Source organism: Gemmatimonas sp., assembly GCF_021298855.1.
Taxonomy (GTDB): Bacteria; Gemmatimonadota; Gemmatimonadetes; order Gemmatimonadales; family Gemmatimonadaceae; genus Gemmatimonas.
Genome location: NZ_JAJTHI010000068.1, coordinates 16,251 through 34,654, shown reverse-complemented (window position 1 = coordinate 34,654; position 18,404 = coordinate 16,251). Strand labels below are relative to the sequence as shown.

Below are 18,404 nucleotides of genomic sequence, written 5' to 3'. Positions count from 1 at the left end.
CGCCCATGCTGCACGATATCTCCATTCCCCTGAGCCAGGCCACCCCCGAGTGGCCGGGTGACCAGCCCTTTCATTGCGGCTGGACCTGCCGGCGGGAGACCGGCGAGAGCGTGAACCTCGCGGCCATTACCACGAGCTTTCATGTGGGCACGCACGCCGATGCCCCGCTGCACGTGCACTCGGCGTGGCCGGGGTCGGAGGCCCTCGAACTGGAGGCCTTCGTGGGACCGGCTCGCGTGGTGACGCTGCCCTCCGACTGGCCGATCACGCAGGATCTCGAGGTCATGCACGTGATCGATCTGCTGGGCGGCATCGTGCCGCTGCGTGTGCTGCTTCGCACGGGCTGCACGGTGGCAAGCGGCGCGTTTCCCGCCGACTGGCCGTGCCTGACCCCCGATGCCGCCGAGTGGTTGGCCCATCAGGGGCTGCGACTGTGGGGCGTGGACGCGCCCAGCGTGGACCGGCGGGAGAGCAAGACGCTCGATGTGCACCACGCGCTGCTGGGGCGCAACGCCTTCGTGCTGGAGAACCTCGACCTGCGCGACGTGCCGGTTGGTGCGTACGAGCTGCTGGCGCCGCCGCTCGCGGTGCACGGTGCCGATGCGGCGCCGGTGCGGGCCCTGCTACGGAGTGTGGTGCGGGGCTAGGCGGGGAGAACTGCTCGTCGGAGGCCACAGAGCCACGGAGTCACGGAGTCACGGAGAACTACCGAAAAAGCTGATGAGGTCTCCGTGTCTCCGTGTCTCCGTTACGCCGTGGGCTCCGACGCGTTCTTCCCTCGCAGCGTCTCGAGACGTGATTCGACCGCAGCCGGCGTGAACATGTCGTCGGCGATCTTCGCAATCTCCTCCGCTTCGCGCCATGCCTGCTCGAGCAGCTGCAGTTCCCCCTCCATGGCACGGCGTTCCTGCTCTTCGTGCAACGCCATTTCAATGGCGAGGCGGTCGCGCGGCGCGAGCGTGTGCAGGGCCCCCGGGATCTTGTGCACCATCTTCCGGTTGTTCTTTCCTTCCCAGAAACTGCCCTTGCCCCACTCATCGTGGCCGGGCACCCAGCCGCTGCGCCGCTGTACCTGCAGCAGCACCGCGTAGGGATCGCCTGCCTCATCCAGCAACTCAACGGCCTCCTGTACCTGTTTGGGCGAGCCGCCGAAGCGGTTGACCGTGGGCATGAGGCGGGCGGCAATGCGCATGGCGTCGTCACCCGTGACGATACTCGAGCCCGCAGCATGCTCGACGCGCAACTGGAGCGGTGAATGGCTGCTCTCGCGCACGAAGGCGCTCATGCGGGCGTGCCGACGCTGCAACTCCACCAGACGACCGTCGGGCAGCGCTACGCGGCCAATGGACTTGCTCTGCCGGCCGTGAATGAGGCTGTCCCAGAGCTGGCCATTGGCATAGATCCCGGCGAAGCTGCCCACGCTGGCCCCCAGGGCGATGACCCCGCCGATGATGGCCGTGGCGCTCCCCACCACCGCCCCGGTAACCAGCAGCTGCCGCTGGCGACGCTTCCCGAACTGATCGCCATAGCGCCACGCCGCCATTTCCGGCCGCTGTGGCTCACCGATGCGAATGAGGTCGATGCCCTCCCGCAGGCGGGCCAGCCCCACGTGGTCGGTGCTCACCCGCAGCCGGGTATCGCGAAAGCGCGCCTCCATGGCCTCGATGGCCTCCCAGCGTTCTTCGAGCGGCGAGAGGTTCCAACGGCCACACCCACGGCACACCACCCAGAGGCGCCCCTGCCGGCCGTCGTAGGCCAGCCTGGAGCCCACGGGAAAGGTCTCGAAGGCCTCGTTGCGGCCCAGATCGCCGGTGCAGTGAATGCAGGTGGAGAACACGGAGACCTTCGGAAATCCGATGGACTGGATGCAGAGGTGGCGGGCCGCTTCGGAGGTCGGACAATCGGAGGCCGGATGACAAGAGTTCGGATGGATGCCCGAAATCCGAATTCCGAAGGCCTCGGAGGTCCGAGTCCGGCTACTACGTCAGGGGCGGGGCGGTATTCCGAGAGCCGCGTGCTCAGGTCATGCTACCGAGCAGCTTCCCCGTGGGTTCCCCGACGGCGACGCCCCCGGCCTCCGATTTCGGAGGACTTCCGGCCTCGGAACTCGGGCATTCATCCGACCTCGGTCCACCGACCGTCAGACCACCCGACCACCCGCCGTTCCGGCCGTCGGACAGCCGGCCGCCGGAGGTGAGCGATAGTCCTCACCTCCCGCCCCCCTTAATTTGCCACAATGCCGCACTCCCCCATTTACCTCGACCACGCCGCCACCACGCCGGTGCGCGACGAGGTCATGGCCGCCATGGTGCCATTTTTCGGCCCCCGCTTCGGCAACCCCAGCAGTGTGCACCGCTGGGGGCGCGAGGCGCGGGTGGCGCTGGATGAAGCCCGCGAGCGCATGGCCGCATGCCTCGGTGCGAACCCCGACGAAGTGTGCTTCACCTCGGGCGGCACCGAGGGCGACAACTTCGCCGTGCTGGGGGTGTATCGCACCCTCAAGGCCCAGGGGCGTACGGCGGCCGTTTCCACGCCCATCGAGCACAAGGCCGTACTGGCGGCGGTGCATCAGGTCGTGCACGAGGGAGGCGAGGAGCGCCTGGTGCGAGTGCACGGGAGTGGGCTGGTGGATGCTGAGCACTTCGCGACCCTGCTCGACGAGCGGGTCGCGGTGGCAAGCGTGATGTGGGTGAACAACGAGGTGGGGGTCGTTCAGGACATTCCCGCGCTGGCCGCGCAGGCCAAGTCGGTGGGGGCCGTGTTCCACACGGACGGGGTCCAGGCGTTCGGCAAGGTGGCCATTGACGCCCGGACGCAGGCGTTCGACCTGCTCACCCTGAGCGGGCACAAGATTGGCGCCCCCAAGGGCATTGGGGCGCTCTTCATCCGGCGCGACACGCCGCTCGAGCCCATGTTCCATGGCGGCTCGCAGGATCGTGGTCGTCGCCCCGGCACGGAGAACGTAGCGTTCGCCATTGGCCTCGCCACGGCGGCCGAGCTGGTGCTGGCAGAACACGACGCCGAGCAGGCACGACTGCTGGCGCTGCGCACGGCGCTGGAGACCGGGCTGCGCGAACGCATCCCCGACGTGGTGATTCACGGCGTCGATGCCCCGCGCGCGGCGCATGTCGTGAACGTGTCCATTCCGGGTGCCAACAGCGAGTCGCTCCTGATGGCGCTCGATCTGCGCGGCATCGCCTGCAGCGCCGGCAGCGCCTGCCAGAGCGGAAGCGTGTCGGCGAGCCACGTCCTGAGCGCCATGGGTGTCGCTCCCGAACTCGCGAACGCGGCGCTGCGGTTGTCACTCGGCTGTCTCAGCACGCCGGAATGCGTCACGCGTACGGTGGATGTCCTGGCGACGCTCGCCGACAAGGCACGCGGCGTGAAGAATGCGCCGGTGTTCGAGACGGTGGAGTTCTGAGAAACGCGTACGCACAGAGATCACGGAGTATGGTGAGGACACGGAGTTCAAGATCAAGCAGTGTGGCGCTCTGTGCCCTCACCATCCTCGGCGAGCTCCGTGTGGGCGCGTCCTCCAACAGTCGATGAACACGTCCCTGACTCCCCCGCTCGTGCCCCAGAAGGGCGACCGCGTCCTCGTGGCCATGAGCGGCGGCGTGGATTCGAGCGTGGCCGCCGCGTTGCTTGTGGATGCCGGATGCGACGTGGTGGGCGTGACGATGAAGCTGCACGGCGACGGGGCCGACGTGCCCGACCGGCCGTGCTGCTCGCTCGATGCCACCAGTGACGCGCGACGCGTGTGCGAGACGCTGGGCATCCCGCACTACGTCACCAATCTCGTCGACCACTTCGGGCACGATGTGCTCGACGACTTCGTGCAGGAGTACGCACGCGGACACACCCCCATCCCGTGCGTGCGCTGCAACACGTTCACGAAGTTCCGTGACCTGCTCGACAAGGCCGACGCCATCGATGCGCGCTGGCTGGCCACCGGCCACTACGCGCGCATGGGTCGTCTGGGTGACGGTGCCGTGATGCGGCGTGGCATGGACCCGTCGAAGGACCAGAGCTATTTCCTGTGGGGGATCGACCGTGGGGTACTCGACCGGCTCGTGCTGCCGATTGGCGGTCAGTCGAAAGCCGAGACCCGGGAGATTGCGCGTCGCTTCGGCCTGCGCACCGCCGAGAAGATCGAAAGTCAGGACATCTGCTTCGTGCCCGATGGTGATCATGTGCGGGTGATCCGCGAGCACCTCGGCAGCGACGCGCCGGCGCTGCAGCGTGGTCCCATTCGCCTCGCCAGTGGCGAGGTGGTGGGCGAACACGATGGCTTCGCGAAGTTCACGATCGGCCAGCGCAAGGGACTGCCCGGTGGCTTCGGCGCGCCCATGTTCGTGGTGGAGATAGTGCCCGCCGAGCGCGCGGTGGTGATCGGCCCGCGCGAGGCGTTGCTGGGACGCGGTCTCGAGGCGCGCGAGCTCAACTGGCTGTACGATGCGCCGGCCGAGGGAAGCACCGTGCAGGTGCAGGTGCGCAACCGGGCTGCGCCTTCGCCGGCCACCATCGTGCGACTCGACCGCGGCAGCGTGGAGTTGGCGCTCGACGAACCCATTCAGGCCATTTCGCCGGGGCAGTCGCTCGTGATCTACGACGGCGACCTCGTGCTTGGCGGCGGGGTGATCGAGCGCGGCATGCGCGCGGCGCCGAGCCGGCGGTTACCGCTGCTTGCGGGATGATTTGGGCGCGCCGGTGGCGCGCCCTTTGTCTTGCAAGGAAGGGAGCAGGAGGAAGGGGATCAGGGGGCGGGGAGAAGGCGCGTCCTCCCTCCTCCTGACGGCCTTCCTCCTGCTTCCACCCGTGTGAACCAAACGCGCGCCGTCAGGCGCGCGAGTCCTTCGGCTGTTCCCGCGGCGTGGTCATGACCGCCACGAACATGTCGCTCGTGACGTTCAGCAACGTCTTGAACATGTCCGGCAGCGTATCGAGCGCGATGAGAATGCCGATCCCCTCCACGGGCAGCCCGATGCTCGAGTAGAGCGGCACCTGCAGCAGCATGCCACCGCTGGGGATGCCGGGGGTGCTGAAGTTGAGCACCACACTCGACGCCGCAACGAGCGCGAGATTCGCCGTGCTGAGATCGATGCCGTACAGCTTGGCGATGAACAGGGCGCCCACCACCCAGTAGATGGCACTCGTGAGCTTGAACACGCTGGCGCAGAGCGGCAGCACGAAGCCGGTGGCGGTGGGCGGCAACCTGAGCACGTCGGTTGCTCCCTTCACCATGGCCGGGAGACTCGCGAGCGAACTGCGCGTGCCCATGCCCACGACGCTCGCCGGAACCATGGCCCGCGCGAAATCACGCCACGGGACTCGGCGCGTGACGGCAATGATCACGTAGATCCCGGCCGTGGCCACGAGGTGCAGGGCGATGTTCACCATGAAGTAGAAGCCGATGGCGCCCAGCACATTGGTGCCCAGCTTCTGCCCCAGCACGGTGGCCAGGGCGAAGATGCCGATGCCGCCCAGGGCAAGGATCCAGCGCACCACCACGAGCATGGTGTCCGACATGCCACGAAAGAAGGCGAGCTGCGCCGCGCGCGGCGCCTCACCGACCCGGCCAAGGGCGAACGCATACAGCAGGGTGAAGAGCACCACCGGCAGCAGCGTCCCATCAGCCGCCGCCTTGATCGGATTGAGCGGAATGAGCGACAGGAGGAACGTACGGACCGACAGCGCATCGGCCGTTGGCACATCGATCCTGGCGGATTCCCGCAGGCGCGTGGTGGCCGCCGGATCGAGGACCAGCGATTCGAACCACAGACTCGACACCGTGGCCGAAAAGAGTGCGCAGGCCACGAGCAGGAGCAGCATCCACCCGAAGGCCTTGGCACCAACGGCACCGGTCGATTTCAGGTCGTCGCCACCGGCCACTCCCACGATCAGCAGCGGGACCACCAGCGGAATCACCGTCATGCGCACGGCGTTGATCCATGCGGTGCCGACCACGTCGAGCGTGGCCAGCAAGCCGCTGAGGAACGTCGTCGGGGCGCTCTCGCGGGAAAGGAGCAAACCCAGCGTGAGCCCGGCGACAAGGCCCAGCGACACCTGGACGCCGGTGGACCGGAGCGGAGAAGGGCGGGTGTCCGACATGGGCGCCAACCTACGGTGGCGCGCTATCCGGCGCCAATCAGGGGCGGAGGGCCGAGATCGGCGTGGCCTGGGCGATGATGTGCCTCGGCCACCAGCACCCTAGAACCCGAACCCGGTGGACCAGGTGATGAGGCCGCGCCGGCGGGTCGTCCCGGCCGGGTCGGTGCCCACGCGGGTGTAGTAGCCCACCTCCCCCCCCAGCGCGAGCAGCGGCCACAGATGCACACTCCCGCCAACATACGTGCGCCTGGCGAGCGCGCCCATGGGATCGTTGAAGGTGCGGAGGACCCCGCCGGTGATGGCCACGCCGCTCCCGAGGTGGCCCATGGAGTTGGCCAGCCCCACGTTGAAGCTGGCCCCGCCAAACCCCACCTTCCCCGCGCCCAGGAAGCACCAGGTGCGCTGTTCACTTTCGCGCACCCACCCCATGCCGTAGCTCAACGCCCACTTGAGTGGCGCGCCGTAGGTAACGCCGCCCATGCACTGGTCGAACTGCCAGCGCGTACCCGAGGCGCTCGGGGTCTCGCGCACCGGAGCCACGGGAGCCGGCATCTCCTGCGCGTACACGACCGGCGCCGCAGCGGCACACAGCACCACCAGGGCTACGGCGCACGAGGAGCGCATCAGTACTTCATCCCGCTCGCTTCCGCGAAATCGCGCATCGCCTTCTCCTGGGCCTCCGTGAGGCTCTCCGGTACGGTGATGGTCACTTCCACCAGCAGGTCGCCTTTCCTCCCCTCCTTCTCGATCCCCTGACCGCCGATCTTGAAGCGGCGCCCCGCCGAGGTGCCGGCGGGAATGCGGATGGCCACCTTCTTCCCGTCGAGGGTCTTCACGCTCACGCGCGAGCCCAGCGTGGCCTGCGCGATGTTGATGGGCACCGTGGCGATGAGATCGAGCCCATCGCGCTTGTAGAAGCGATCGGGAAGCACCGAGAAGGTGATCACCAGATCACCGGCCTGTCCGCCAGCCGCGCCTTTGCCCCCCTGCCCGCGCAAGCGCACCTTGCTGCCGCTTTCCGCTCCCGCCGGCACGGTAATGTTGACCGTGCGACGCGCCCGTGCCTCTCCAGTACCACGGCAGGTCCCGCAGCGTTCCGTGGGCACGCTGCCGCGCCCCATGCACACCGGACAGGGGCGATTCACGGCAAAGCTCCCCTGTCCGAAGGAAATCACGCCGCGACCGCTGCACTCGCCACACGGCTTGATCTGGGCGCCGGGGGCCGCACCGCTGCCGCGGCACATGGCGCACTCTTCGTTCACCTCGAGTTCGACGGGTACCTTGCCGCCGGCCGCGGCGATACGAAAGGGGACCTCGACCGTCTGCTCGATGGTCTGCCCCTTTTCGCTGCTGCGGGAGCGGGCGTTGCGTGCGCCCGCCGCGCCGCCGAACATCGACGAGAAGAGATCGCCGAGGCCGCCAATGCCCCCCACATCGAAATCGGTGAAGGTGCCGGCACCCGCCTGACCCGGACCGCGCGAGGCTCCGCCGGCGCCCGGTCGCGACGCACGCGCGCCCCCGAACCCCACGCCGCCGAAGGCACCCAGCCGACGCATGTCGTCGTACTCTTTCCGCTTCTCGGCGTCGCCAAGCACGTTGTACGCCTCGGAGATCTCCTTGAAGCGATCGGCGGCCTTGGGATCGTTCTGGTTGGTGTCGGGATGGTACTGCTTCGCGAGTCGCCGGTACTGCTTCTTGATCTCGTCCGCCGTGGCGGAAGACGAGACCCCGAGGACTGCGTAGAAATCGGTGCCGTTGGCCATGCTGTACGTTGAGGCCTGAGAAGAGCGCGCGCGATCGCGGACGCGATCAGCGCACGCGATCAGCTTACGCGCCGGTCCACTGCTTCACGACGACGCGCGCGGGGCGCAGCACGTGACCGTTGATCACGTAGCCGGACTGGAAGCATACGGCCACCTGCCCGTCCTCCTCGGCTCGCGCGGCGGGGGCCGTGCTCACCGCTTCGTGCAGCGCCGGATCGAACGCATGCCCCGTGGGATCGAGGACCTCGAATCCGTGGCCGGCGAGCGACTTGAAGATCTTCTTTTCGACGAGGATGACACCGTTCACCACCGTGGTGGCATCGACGGTGGTTGGATCGACGTTGGCGAAGCGGGTCAGGTCATCGAGTGCGTCGATGAGCCCACGCACCACCTCCCCCTGCGCCCGCCAACCGGCTTCCTGCCGCTCCTTCACGGCACGGCGACGGAAGTTGTCGTACTCGGCGGCCAGCCGCAGATGCTTGTCCTTCAGCTCTTCGATCTCGCGCTGCCGGTCGTCCATGGGCTCGGCCGACGCCGCAGCGGGCGCATGGGGATCGAGCGTGGCATCCAGATTCTCGTCAGCGGTCGACATGGGATCGGTCATGGTCGGAAGATGCAGCGAGGGTGCTCCGCGGCGGCGGTGGCCGGCGCGGCGGTGCAGGCTCTACGCATGGGCCTGCCCGAAGTTGCGGAAACCGGTGATCCGGTGATGATGGAATGTGTGGATGTCACCCGCGGGCGGTCCAGCCTTCGGACTGCTGCTCCCGCAGGAATGCCTTGCGCAGCCGGTCCAGCGCCAGCTGTGCCGCTCTCCAGCGGATTTCGTGCCGGTCTCCCGGCAGCACGGCGCGCACGGCGTGGACGTCACCATCCAGATCGACCGCGACCCATACGGTCCCGACCGGTTTCTCCGGCGTGCCGCCGTCCGGCCCCGCGATGCCCGTAATGCCCAGGCCGATGGTACTGCCGAAGCGCAGCCGCACGCCGGTGGCCATGGCTCGCGCCACCGGCTCACTCACCGCGCCCTGTTCGTCGATGAGTGCCGCCGACACCCCGAGTTCACGGGTTTTTACCGCGTTGGCATAGGCAATGGTTCCCCCCAGCACCGTACGGCTGGAACCGGGGACCGCGGTAAGCCGCATGCCGAGCATGCCCCCCGTGCAGCTCTCCGCCACGGCCACGGTGGCATTCCGGGCGGCACACTCGGCCAGCATGATGGCCGCCAGATCGTCGTCGTTCTCGCCGTACACATAGCGTGACACCTTGCTCCGCACGAGGGCGGCGGCCTCATCGAGCGCCACCGTGGTGGCCCGCGCGTCGCGGTCCCAGCTGGTGAGGCGGAGGTCCACGCCGTCCGCCCCCGGCAGATAGGCGAGCGACAGACCGTTGACGCCACGCGCCAGTTCGCCCAGCCGGTCGGCCAGCGCCGACTCGGCAATGTTGGCGGTGCGCAACGTTCGACTGCGAATGACCGGGCCGCCCACCGGGAGCCGATCGCGGAGCGTGGGCACGACGGTGTCGGCCAGCATTCCGCGCATCTCCCGCGGAACGCCAGGGAGCATGATCACCCACCGGCCCTGGGCATCTTCGAGCCAGATCCCGGGGGCACTGCCATGCCGATTGGGGAGAATGGTGCACCCCTCCGGCACCATGGCTTGCTGCTCGTTGCTCACCGGCAGGTCATGGCCGAAGCGCTTCCGCCAGCGTTCACGCAGCGCGGTGAGGATGCCGGTGTCCAAGCGCATCCCCTTGCCGAAGATCGCGGCAATGGCCGGCTTCGTCATGTCGTCGGCCGTGGGCCCGAGCCCGCCTGTCGTAATGACCGCCCCGGTGCGCCCCAGGGCATCGCTGACCGCCTGCCGAATGCTCTCCGCATCGTCGCCGCAGGTCGTGCGCCGCACGATGCGCACGCCAAGCGCCGCCAGTTCACGCGCCAGCTGCGCGGCGTTGGTGTCGATGGTGAAGCCGAGCAGCAGCTCGTCGCCGATAGTGACGATCTCCAGATTCATGGCCGAAATCTAGCGACCGCCGGGTCGTTGAACTGCTGGCGTGAAGGGCGGGGAATCGCTCGTCGGAGGCACGGAGCCCCGGAGGCACGGAGACTGACGCCAGACTGACGCCTTGCCATAGCGTGCGGCATGGCAGCGATCATCCATCATGTGGGGGTCACGGCATCCATCGTCGACTCGGCCGTACGACTGCATCGGGATGTCGGCCCTGGGATGTTCGAATCGACATACGAGATGCTCTTGGCGGACGAGCTTGAACGACGCGGCCACACGGTCGCCAGGCAGGTTGTGCTCCCGCTGACCTATCGCTCACGTCGAATCGATCAGGCCTTCCGAATCGACCTGCTCATCGATCGCGCCGTCGTCGTGGAGGTAAAGGCCTGCGAGCGACACTCGGCGATGTTTCGACGGCAGCTGCTGACCTATCTGCGCTTCACCCGGCTCGAGGTGGGGCTCGTCCTCAACTTCGGCCTCTCGACCATGAAGGAAGGCATCGACCGCGTGATCAACACCCACACCGTCCCGTAGCACTCCGTGCCTCCGCGGCTCCGCGCCTCCGACGAGCAGTGTCTCCCCTGCTCCGCGCCTCCCGCGGCCCTAGGCCGCGCGGAGCACCTGCCAACCGTAGCGGCGCATGTACAGCCACAGGGAGTAGAGCGTCAGCGCCACGGCACCGACCATGCTGAGCACGCCCACGAAGCCGTTGAACAGGGCGAAGGCGCGCCAGGCGCCATCGGCGAGCCATCCGCGATGCTCGGCGAGCGTGCTCGCGAAGAACCAGAAGTACGCCGCACCGAGCCAGATGCTCTGGAAGGTGGTCTTCCACTTGGCCGGACCGATGGCGGCAATGACCAGCCCGCGGCGGGCGGCAATCTGCCGGAACACCGTCATGAAGGCTTCGCGCCCCAGCACCACGAGCACGATCCACAGCGGCAATGACACCCTGCCGAAGGGCAGTTCGAAGAGAAACGGACTCGACACCGCGTCGCTCGCTTCCACGAAGGCGTGGTGGCGCTGCAGCAGGTACATGGGAATGAGCGTCGCCAGCAGCAGCATCTTGTCGGCGAGCGGATCGAGCAGGCGGCCGAGGTCGGTGACGAGGTTGCGTGACCGTGCCAGGTGGCCGTCCCAGTAGTCGGTGACGGCGGCAATGAGGAACAGCACGAACGCAAACAACCGGGCGGACCACGAGGTCGTGAACGGCAACCACGCAATCAGCGGCGTCAGGGCGATGCGGCCCACGGTGATTGCGTTGGGAAGGTTCACTCGACGGTCGGGTTGGCGGGAATCCGTCACCGGGACGCCGGCGCACGCAGCGCTCGCCGTGGATGATCAGGCGAGCGTCTTCAGCACCAGCTTGGAAACGGCTTTGAGAGTGTCGAAGACGCCATCGCCGGTAACGGCGACCGCTTCGAAGTACGGTACACGCTCCACCCATTCCCCGGTGGGCAACTGGCCCACCAGATACTCACCCGGGCGGAATGGATCCGCCAGCGGACGCATCCGCGACGGATCCGTGACCTCCCAGCCAGGATTCAGCATGGCCTGCAGATCGGCCAGCGACGCCGCGTTGGGAAGATCGCGCTTGTTGTACTGGATGACGAACGGCATGCGGGTGAGGTCGTACCCGTAGGCCGCCATGTTGTCATACAGGTTCTGCATGGACTCGAGATTGGCTTCGGCACGCTCGGTCTGTGAGTCGGCGACGAACACCACCCCGTCCACGCCCTTCAAGATGAGCTTGCGTGACGCATTGTAGTAGACCTGCCCTGGCACCGTATAGAGGTGAAAGCGGGTCTTGAAGCCACGAATCGTTCCCAGGTCGACCGGCAGGAAATCGAAAAACAGCGTACGCTCGGTTTCCGTGGCCAGCGAGATGAGCTTGCCGCGCGTGCTTGGCGACACCTTGCCGTAGACGTACTCGAGATTGGTCGTCTTGCCGCCGAGACCGGGACCGTAGAACACGATCTTGCAGTTGATCTCGCGGGACGCATAGTTGATCATCGACATGAGCTTGCCCCTTTACTGAAACAAGCGGTCGATCTCGTCTTCGGCACCGGCGAGGAAGCCGGGGGGCGCCGCATCACGCGCGTTCCCGCGCGCGAAGACCCCCTCGAAAATGCGCGTGAGTTCGTCCACGGCGCCCTTCATGCGCAACCGCACCAGGCCGAGAGTGGTCCGGTTGTCGAAGAGCACCACCAGGATGACGCGGCGCGCGATGTCGGCGAGATACATCGATTCGCGCTCCCCCTGATGGAAGAGCACGTTGAAATCGCTTTCGCCGATCAGACGCGCGAGCTGGTCGTTGGCGCTGAAGTCGGCGGCGGTCAGCGTCGCGAAAGCGGTCGCATCGAAGTTGGGGGGTTCGCCAACGGTGGCGACGAGTTGCCCGCTGCGGTCGACGAGCAGCGCGCAGCGCGCTTTCGCGTCGTACAGGAAACGCTGCAGGGTGATCGTGATGGCCCCGAAGTCGTCCTCGGTGAACGACCAGGTGGCGGCGCCAATGGGCATGAATGCAGGAGTTGCCGGTGACCAGGAGACGAGTTGCCGGGTACGTGACATGAATATGGCATGCCCGACCGAAAATCCGAGACTGCGCTTCTAGGAACGTAACGCCCGCTCCGTCCGGAGCAGAACCCCACGGGCGCGACGCCGCAGCAACGGGTGGGGCTCCCACTGGAGGTAATCGCGGAGGAGCCGCGCACTATCAACGCTTGGGTGAGCCCGCAGGTAACCGAGGGCGGCGAGCCGTTTCAGCTTGTCGGGATGGAAGAGGCTCCGGCGGTGACGGCGCTGGGCCAGACTCCACCCGACCAGCCCCACGGCGGCCCCTACGACCAGCCCGATTCCCACCTTGCCGGCGGCCTGCCACCCGCTGTCTCGCTGCGAACGCACGATCGGCGCTTCCCCTGTGCCCCCCGGGTCCCGGGGGTGTTGACGTGGTGATGGGCGGTGCCCGCCCGGTTCTAGAGCATTTCCCGCCGCGCGGCGAGCGCCTGCGCAATGGTCACCCCGTCGGCGTATTCCAGATCGCCGCCCACCGGGAGCCCCCGGGCGATGCGGGTGACCCGAACCGCCCCACCGGCCAGCTGGCGCTGGACGTACAGGGCCGTGGCCTCCCCTTCCAGGGAGGGGTTGGTGGCCAGAATGACCTCCTGTACCCCTTCCGGCCCGAGGCGTGCCAGCAGCGCGCCAATGGACAGGTCATCCGGACCCACGCCATCGAGGGGCGACAGCCGCCCCCCCAGGACGTGGTACAGGCCACGGAACTCCCCGGCCCGTTCGATGGAGGCAATGTCGCTCGCCTCCTCGACCACGCAGAGGACCGTCGCTTCGCGGCGGGGATCGGCGCAGAGCGGACAGAGCGGCTGTTCCGTGAGGTTGAAGCACCGGTCGCAGGGGCGCACCCGCTCCGTCAGCGCCACGAGGGTCTCGGCCAGACGGCGGCTCTGCGCGGCCGGCTGCCGCAGCAGGTGGTACGTGAGGCGCAAGGCCGTCTTGCGTCCAATGCCGGGCAGCCGCGCCAGCTCGCTGGTCAGCTCGTCGATGACGGACACGCGAGGCGAATCAGAACGGCAGCTTGAACGGCAGGTCGATGCCGCCCGTTACCTTCTGCAGCTCCATTTGCATGGCGTCGGCCGCCTTCTTCTGCGCCTCGGCCACGGCCACGACGATCAGATCCTCGACCATGTCCTTGTCCGCCATGATGGCGGGATCGATCTGGATACGCTTGAGTTGCATCTTGCCGTCGACATCGGCGGTCACCATGCCACCGCCGGCGAGTGCGCTGAACGTGCGCTGCGCCATCTCGTCCTGCATCGTCTGCATGCGGGCCTGCATGTCCTTGAACTGGCCCAGCATCTTGAAGATATCCATCGGGGTACTCGGAGAGGTTTCTATGACACGGGAGGGAGCAGGGGGAAGGGTCTCAGGGGACGGATGAAGGCTCCTGCTCCCTTCATCCTGACACCCTTCTCCCTGCTCCCTGCCTTGAAATCAGTCCAACAGCTCGAGGTCCAGGGCCTTCACCGCCGCCTCGAGCAAGGGATCCTTGGCGGCGATCTGTTCCGTGCGCTGCTGCTGCACGTCGTGCGCGGTCAGGCGCTTGGCAGCGGCGCGCGGCGCTGGGGCACCACTTGGCGCAACGGGCGCCGTTGGCTGCAACGTGAAGCCGTGCACCCCCGGCAGCTGTGCCTGCAATGCGGCCAGCACATCGGCGCGCGCGCGCTCCACGGGCATCGCGAAGGTGTCATCGCCCGCCGCATGAGACAGCGTGACCACGCCATCGGCAGTTACGGCCACGGGCACGAGGCGCTGCAGGGCTTCGGCCACCATGCCGCGCCCGCTGCTGCGGACTGCGGTCGTCACCTGCGGCCAGGTGGCCTTGACCTGCTCCACCGTGGGCGCGCCACCCTGCGCTCGCCGCACCGTCGCGGCGGGGGCGCGCTGCGCCGCCTCCTGCTGGGCCGCCGCCGCCGCGGCCGCCGCATGCTGCGTGGCCGTTTGTGACGGCGCCGGGGGAATGAACGCGGGCGCAGGCGCCAGCGCCGGCGCAACGGCCGGGGGTGGAGACGGGGGCATGGCATACGCCGACGCGACCCGTGCGTCATGCGCCACGCGCCGCGGCGGCGGGTCGTCACCGCCACCTGCGCCGAAGCCCTTCAGCACTTCCTCCAGCTCGACCGTGCGATCGAGCAGGGCGAAGCGCACCAGCAGCGTTTCGAGCAGCAACTGAGGCTGGCCACTCTTGCGATACATGGGTTCGATTTCGAGCAGGGCGTGCAGCATGCGCACGAGATCACCCGCCGAGACGCGCCCCGTGCGCGCCTGCAGGGCCGCCCGCAGCCGTTCGGACATGTCGGGAAGTGCCCCGCCCATGGTCATCGCGAGCAGGGCGCGCAGCGTGCGTCCCAAACCGGCCAGCAGCAGCACGAAATCCACGCCGGCGTCGGCCTGGCGCTGCACGGCCGCGAAGATGTCGCCGGCACGGCGCTCGAGGATGAGGTCGAGTAGCGCCACGTATTCGTCGTCGGGCACCAGCCCCAACGCCACCGTGACGCGGTCGGCGGTCACCTCGGCGGTTTCGCCGAGCGACAGCACCTGGTCGGTGAGTGACAGGGCATCGCGCAATCCACCGTCGGCGGCGCGCGCAATCATGCCGAGCGCTTCGTCCTCGAAGCGCACGCCCTCTTCGGTGAGCACGGCCGCGAGCCGCTCACGGATCTCGGTGGCCCCGATGCGCTTGAGGTCGAATCGCTGCAGGCGGGACACGACGGTACCGAGCACCTTCTGCGACTCGGTGGTGGCGAAGACGAACACCACGCGCGGCGGCGGTTCTTCGAGCACCTTGAGCAGCGCGTTCCAGGCATCGCGCGACAGCATGTGCGCTTCGTCGACGATATAGACCTTGTACCGGTCGTCACCCGACGGCGCGTACATGGCCCGCTCGCGCAGGTCGCGGGCGTCGGCGACACCACCATTCGAGGCGGCGTCGATTTCGACCACATCGAGAGAGGCCGCGCCGCTCCAGATGCGCTGGCAACTGGCACACTGCCCACAGGGTTCGCCCTGCAGTTCGGGCTCCCCGCGGCGCTCACAGTTGAGCGCCATGGCCAGGACGCGCGCCAGGGTGGTCTTGCCCGTGCCGCGCGGCCCGCACAACAGGTAGCCATGGGCAACACGCCCGCGCGCGATGGCCCCCTTGAGGGTGTTGGCGACGTGCGACTGCACCGCCACGGTCGCGAAATTCCGCGGTCGGTACTTGCGGGCGAGAGCGAGGGACATGGCCGCAATCTAAGCGGTACCGGCCCGGCGCGACGGCACGGCTCCCCCCGACGAAAACGCGCAGGAGGTCCGCTGGTGACCAGCGAATCCTCCTGCGCGCAGTGCTCCGGGCCTGACGAAGCGACGTCAGAATCCACGTGCGGCTGCTACCTTCGGGGTCCTGACCGATTTGGCGGCCTGGCGCCCTCCGGGACCCGGAGCCCGTAGAAGTTAGCCGACACGCACGCCAAATGGTACTAGGCCAGCACCTCTTCGAGGGTCTGCCGCAGCAGCGCCGCCGCTTCGGCTACCGCGCCCGCCGGTGCGTCCAGATGCGTGACCGCCCTGATGCGGGCCGGGTGCCACTCGGTAAGGCGCACGCCACGCTCACGCGCGCGTGCCACCACGGCGGCGGCCCGCGGCTGCGGCAGGTCGATCATCACGATGTTGGTATCGGGCGCCACCACCCGCGCGCGCCCCGCGCCGTCAACCACCTGCGCCAGGTAGCGGGCGCTGGCATGATCTTCGGCCAGGCGGTCGTAGTGATGCTGCGCGGCGTGCAGGGCGGCGGCCGCGAGAACGCCGCTCTGCCGCATGCCCCCGCCGAAGCGCTTCCGCACGCGATGGGCGCGGGTGATGAAGTCGGCGCTGCCGGCGAGGCAGGCTCCCACGGGAGCGCCCAGCCCCTTCGAGAAACTCACCATGACCGAATCGGCGCACGCCGCGAGGTGCGCGAGTGGGCGCTGCAGCGCAGTGGCCGCGTTCCAGAGGCGTGCGCCATCGAGGTGCACGGGCAGGGCGTGCTCCCGGGCGACGGCCTGGATGTCCCGCATCTCCTCGACCGACGTCACCACGCCCCCCGCCCCGTTGTGCGTGTTCTCGAGGCAGACCAGCGACGGCTCCGGCGCGTGAATGCTGGGGGTGCGGATGTGCGCGCGCAGATCGGCCGCCCGGAACACCGCGGACTCGCCGCGCACGGGTCGGCACTGGACGCCGCACAGCGCCGCCGCGCCGGCGATCTCCCAGTGATACACATGCGACTCGGCGTCGCACAGCACCTCGGTACCTGGCGTGGTGTGCACCCAGATGGCCGCCTGGTTGGCCATGCTGCCGCTGGGAAAGAAGAGCGCGCGCTCCTTGCCCAGTGCGGCCGCCGTCCACGCTTCGAGCGCCGCCGTGGTAGGGTCACCGTCGAGCACATCGTCGCCCACCTCGGCGAGGGCCATGGCCTGCCGCATGGCCGTGCTGGGACGCGTGACGGTGTCGCTGCGCAGGTCGAGCGGTGTGGCGGGAGATACGAGGACGGACATCGGCATGGTGAGAGGGATCGGCGCGCTTACCGGGGGCGGACGCGAGTGGCGCGTGCGTCGCCGTCGCGCAGCGCCGCCAGCTCGGCGCGACGCAGATCGTAGGCCTGCGCCACTTCGCCGCCAAGGAGGAAGAGGAACGCGCTGTAGTAGGTCCAGAAGACGACGGCCACGATGGCGGCGATGGTCCCGGTGTACAGCGAGGCGGGATTCGCGGCCCCCACGGCCAGGGCGAAGACGTGTCGCGCGATCTCGAACAGAATGGACGCGGTGAGCGCGGCCACCGCAGCCACCTGCACGCTGGGACGCCGGCGCGGCAAACCGCGATAGAACGCGTAGAAGAGCGCGAACACGAGCAATACGGCCAGCAGGCGTCCCACCACGTACTCGAGCCCCGACATGGCGTCGCGCTGCAGGCCCACGGTGCGCAGGAACGCAAAGCCCCGGGTCGTGGCCAGGTCGAGATAGGCCGAGAAGACCACGTACACCACCACCGCCACCGTGGCCACGATGGTGGCGAGGAAGTCGAACAGCTTGCCGGCCACGATGCTGCGGTCGGTCCCGTCGAAGATGAGGGCCAGGACGCTGCGCAACGAGCCGAAAAGGCGCGTGGAAAACCAGGCGAAGATGATGGCCGAGTAGATGGTGACGGTGCCACGGGTACTCAGGACTTCCGTCACGACGCCGCGCAGCAGGTCGCCGGCGCTCGGCGCTTCATTGGGGAGCAGCTGTTCGATGAGCCGCGTCACGGTGACGGCGGCCTCTGCCGGCTCGCTGCCCAGCAGGAAGGAGAGCCCCGAAATGAGCAGCAGCACGAACGGCACGAGGGCGAGCAGGATGTTGAACGCCAGCCCGCCCGCGAGAAACGGGACGTTGTCCTCCGCCGCCTGATTCCAGACGCGGCGGAGGATGTCCCACCACGACTCAAGCGTCGTCGGCAGACCCGTCTGCATGGCCCTCCGCGCCGCCGCGCGGGGCGCGATCGTCGGCCATGGGGCCGGGTTCCCCCGACATGCCGGAGCGCGAGGCCCGTTCCGAATACGCGCGACGACCGTCGGCGTAGGCACGCTTGCTGTTGGCCACCGCCCGCTCGATGTCGGCCCGCGCCTCACGTGCCGCATCGCGGCTGGCCGACACCGCCTCGTTCACGGCATCGACACGGCTGTTCACCGCGTTACGGGCGCGCCCCAGGCGCTCATCCACCCCTGAACGGGCACGCTCCACCTGGCCCGCCAGCTTGTCGCCGAACTCGTCGGTCACGTCCTTTGCACGACGCGCGGCGCGCCGCGCCTCCCGCGAAATGCGCTCGCGGGTCTCGCGACCACTGGCCGGAGCAAAGAGCAACGCCGCCCCGGCGCCAAGCGCGAGCCCAAGCAGCAGGAGTCCGACGCCGTTGTTGCTGTCCTTCTCAATCACGACCACGCGGTCGTCGTCGTAATCACGAGCCATAT

19 protein-coding genes and 1 other RNA gene are annotated in these 18,404 nt (G+C 68.2%); 4 read left to right on the top strand and 16 right to left on the bottom strand.

The window, feature by feature from the left end:
- Nucleotides 1–5 precede the first annotated feature (5 nt).
- Entirely contained in the window at nt 6–647 is a 642-nt protein-coding gene (locus LW840_RS15945) for a cyclase family protein (protein WP_291277354.1), read from the top strand.
- 101 nt (nt 648–748) lie between these two features.
- Here the strand turns inward: LW840_RS15945 and LW840_RS15940 are convergent, their stop codons facing one another.
- Nucleotides 749–1,837, bottom strand: a complete 1,089-nt coding sequence (locus tag LW840_RS15940; protein ID WP_291267073.1) for a hypothetical protein — start codon at nt 1,835–1,837, stop codon at nt 749–751.
- A 399-nt stretch (nt 1,838–2,236) separates the two neighbouring features.
- Between LW840_RS15940 and LW840_RS15935 the strand changes: the two genes are divergently transcribed.
- Nucleotides 2,237–3,421: a cysteine desulfurase family protein gene (locus tag LW840_RS15935; protein ID WP_291267072.1), complete on the top strand. Its 1,185-nt coding sequence runs from the start codon at nt 2,237–2,239 to the stop codon at nt 3,419–3,421.
- A 124-nt stretch (nt 3,422–3,545) separates the two neighbouring features.
- Nucleotides 3,546–4,697 (top strand): tRNA 2-thiouridine(34) synthase MnmA, encoded by a 1,152-nt coding sequence (gene mnmA / locus LW840_RS15930; protein WP_291277353.1) that lies wholly within the window; start codon nt 3,546–3,548, stop codon nt 4,695–4,697.
- Between the two features lie 142 nt (nt 4,698–4,839).
- Here the strand turns inward: mnmA and LW840_RS15925 are convergent, their stop codons facing one another.
- From LW840_RS15925 to LW840_RS15905, 5 genes are all read right to left on the bottom strand, one after another.
- On the bottom strand, nt 4,840–6,111 hold the full coding sequence (locus tag LW840_RS15925; RefSeq protein ID WP_291277352.1) for a dicarboxylate/amino acid:cation symporter: 1,272 nt from the start codon (nt 6,109–6,111) through the stop codon (nt 4,840–4,842).
- 99 nt (nt 6,112–6,210) lie between these two features.
- The gene (locus tag LW840_RS15920) at nt 6,211–6,735 is read right to left on the bottom strand and encodes a hypothetical protein (protein WP_291277351.1); all 525 of its coding nucleotides are present in this window, start codon (nt 6,733–6,735) and stop codon (nt 6,211–6,213) included.
- The gene (locus LW840_RS15915; RefSeq protein ID WP_291277350.1) at nt 6,735–7,874 is read right to left on the bottom strand and encodes a J domain-containing protein; all 1,140 of its coding nucleotides are present in this window, start codon (nt 7,872–7,874) and stop codon (nt 6,735–6,737) included. Before LW840_RS15915 ends, LW840_RS15920 begins: the two co-directional genes overlap by 1 nt.
- Before the next feature lie 64 nt (nt 7,875–7,938).
- Nucleotides 7,939–8,478 carry a nucleotide exchange factor GrpE gene (locus tag LW840_RS15910; RefSeq protein ID WP_291267068.1) on the bottom strand — a complete coding sequence of 180 codons (540 nt, stop codon included), beginning with the start codon at nt 8,476–8,478 and terminating at the stop codon, nt 7,939–7,941.
- A 124-nt stretch (nt 8,479–8,602) separates the two neighbouring features.
- Entirely contained in the window at nt 8,603–9,883 is a 1,281-nt protein-coding gene (locus LW840_RS15905; protein ID WP_291267067.1) for a competence/damage-inducible protein A, read from the bottom strand.
- 129 nt (nt 9,884–10,012) lie between these two features.
- Here LW840_RS15905 and LW840_RS15900 point away from each other — a divergent pair, with 129 nt between their 5' ends.
- Nucleotides 10,013–10,411: a GxxExxY protein gene (locus tag LW840_RS15900; RefSeq protein ID WP_291267066.1), complete on the top strand. Its 399-nt coding sequence runs from the start codon at nt 10,013–10,015 to the stop codon at nt 10,409–10,411.
- 69 nt (nt 10,412–10,480) lie between these two features.
- On the opposite strand, the gene LW840_RS15895 is transcribed toward LW840_RS15900, so the two are convergent.
- From LW840_RS15895 to LW840_RS15850, 10 genes are all read right to left on the bottom strand, one after another.
- Entirely contained in the window at nt 10,481–11,149 is a 669-nt protein-coding gene (locus tag LW840_RS15895) for a CDP-alcohol phosphatidyltransferase family protein (RefSeq protein WP_291277349.1), read from the bottom strand.
- Between the two features lie 66 nt (nt 11,150–11,215).
- Nucleotides 11,216–11,893, bottom strand: a complete 678-nt coding sequence (locus LW840_RS15890) for an ADP-ribosylation factor-like protein (protein WP_291269177.1) — start codon at nt 11,891–11,893, stop codon at nt 11,216–11,218.
- Nucleotides 11,894–11,905: 12 nt separating this feature from the next.
- The gene (locus LW840_RS15885) at nt 11,906–12,445 is read right to left on the bottom strand and encodes a roadblock/LC7 domain-containing protein (protein WP_291277348.1); all 540 of its coding nucleotides are present in this window, start codon (nt 12,443–12,445) and stop codon (nt 11,906–11,908) included.
- A gap of 404 nt (nt 12,446–12,849) precedes the next feature.
- The gene (recR, locus tag LW840_RS15880; protein ID WP_291262529.1) at nt 12,850–13,440 is read right to left on the bottom strand and encodes a recombination mediator RecR; all 591 of its coding nucleotides are present in this window, start codon (nt 13,438–13,440) and stop codon (nt 12,850–12,852) included.
- A gap of 10 nt (nt 13,441–13,450) precedes the next feature.
- A complete protein-coding gene (locus LW840_RS15875; protein ID WP_291267064.1) occupies nt 13,451–13,759 on the bottom strand; it encodes a YbaB/EbfC family nucleoid-associated protein in 309 nt (102 codons plus the stop codon).
- Between the two features lie 120 nt (nt 13,760–13,879).
- On the bottom strand, nt 13,880–15,667 hold the full coding sequence (gene dnaX / locus LW840_RS15870) for a DNA polymerase III subunit gamma/tau (RefSeq protein WP_291267063.1): 1,788 nt from the start codon (nt 15,665–15,667) through the stop codon (nt 13,880–13,882).
- Between the two features lie 102 nt (nt 15,668–15,769).
- Nucleotides 15,770–15,866: signal recognition particle sRNA small type (ffs, locus tag LW840_RS15865), an RNA gene on the bottom strand.
- A gap of 37 nt (nt 15,867–15,903) precedes the next feature.
- Nucleotides 15,904–16,956 (bottom strand): GntG family PLP-dependent aldolase, encoded by a 1,053-nt coding sequence (locus LW840_RS15860; protein WP_291269176.1) that lies wholly within the window; start codon nt 16,954–16,956, stop codon nt 15,904–15,906.
- A 26-nt stretch (nt 16,957–16,982) separates the two neighbouring features.
- A complete protein-coding gene (locus tag LW840_RS15855) occupies nt 16,983–17,906 on the bottom strand; it encodes a YihY/virulence factor BrkB family protein (RefSeq protein WP_291261396.1) in 924 nt (307 codons plus the stop codon).
- Complete coding sequence (locus tag LW840_RS15850; RefSeq protein WP_291261397.1) at nt 17,878–18,402, bottom strand: YtxH domain-containing protein; 525 nt, start codon at nt 18,400–18,402, stop codon at nt 17,878–17,880. The genes LW840_RS15855 and LW840_RS15850 overlap by 29 nt, the downstream gene beginning before the upstream one ends.
- Nucleotides 18,403–18,404 lie beyond the last annotated feature (2 nt).

Coding starts and splice junctions, on each gene's coding strand:
- LW840_RS15945 (WP_291277354.1), top strand. CDS start 6: ATGCTGCACGATATCTCCATTCCCCTGAGCCAGGCCACCCCCGAGTGG.
- LW840_RS15935 (WP_291267072.1), top strand. CDS start 2,237: ATGCCGCACTCCCCCATTTACCTCGACCACGCCGCCACCACGCCGGTG.
- mnmA (WP_291277353.1), top strand. CDS start 3,546: ATGAACACGTCCCTGACTCCCCCGCTCGTGCCCCAGAAGGGCGACCGC.
- LW840_RS15925 (WP_291277352.1), bottom strand. CDS start 6,111: ATGTCGGACACCCGCCCTTCTCCGCTCCGGTCCACCGGCGTCCAGGTG.
- LW840_RS15920 (WP_291277351.1), bottom strand. CDS start 6,735: ATGCGCTCCTCGTGCGCCGTAGCCCTGGTGGTGCTGTGTGCCGCTGCG.
- LW840_RS15915 (WP_291277350.1), bottom strand. CDS start 7,874: ATGGCCAACGGCACCGATTTCTACGCAGTCCTCGGGGTCTCGTCTTCC.
- LW840_RS15910 (WP_291267068.1), bottom strand. CDS start 8,478: ATGACCGATCCCATGTCGACCGCTGACGAGAATCTGGATGCCACGCTC.
- LW840_RS15905 (WP_291267067.1), bottom strand. CDS start 9,883: ATGAATCTGGAGATCGTCACTATCGGCGACGAGCTGCTGCTCGGCTTC.
- LW840_RS15900 (WP_291267066.1), top strand. CDS start 10,013: ATGGCAGCGATCATCCATCATGTGGGGGTCACGGCATCCATCGTCGAC.
- LW840_RS15890 (WP_291269177.1), bottom strand. CDS start 11,893: ATGTCGATGATCAACTATGCGTCCCGCGAGATCAACTGCAAGATCGTG.
- LW840_RS15885 (WP_291277348.1), bottom strand. CDS start 12,445: ATGTCACGTACCCGGCAACTCGTCTCCTGGTCACCGGCAACTCCTGCA.
- LW840_RS15875 (WP_291267064.1), bottom strand. CDS start 13,759: ATGGATATCTTCAAGATGCTGGGCCAGTTCAAGGACATGCAGGCCCGC.
- dnaX (WP_291267063.1), bottom strand. CDS start 15,667: ATGTCCCTCGCTCTCGCCCGCAAGTACCGACCGCGGAATTTCGCGACC.
- LW840_RS15860 (WP_291269176.1), bottom strand. CDS start 16,956: ATGTCCGTCCTCGTATCTCCCGCCACACCGCTCGACCTGCGCAGCGAC.
- LW840_RS15855 (WP_291261396.1), bottom strand. CDS start 17,906: ATGCAGACGGGTCTGCCGACGACGCTTGAGTCGTGGTGGGACATCCTC.
- LW840_RS15850 (WP_291261397.1), bottom strand. CDS start 18,402: ATGGCTCGTGATTACGACGACGACCGCGTGGTCGTGATTGAGAAGGAC.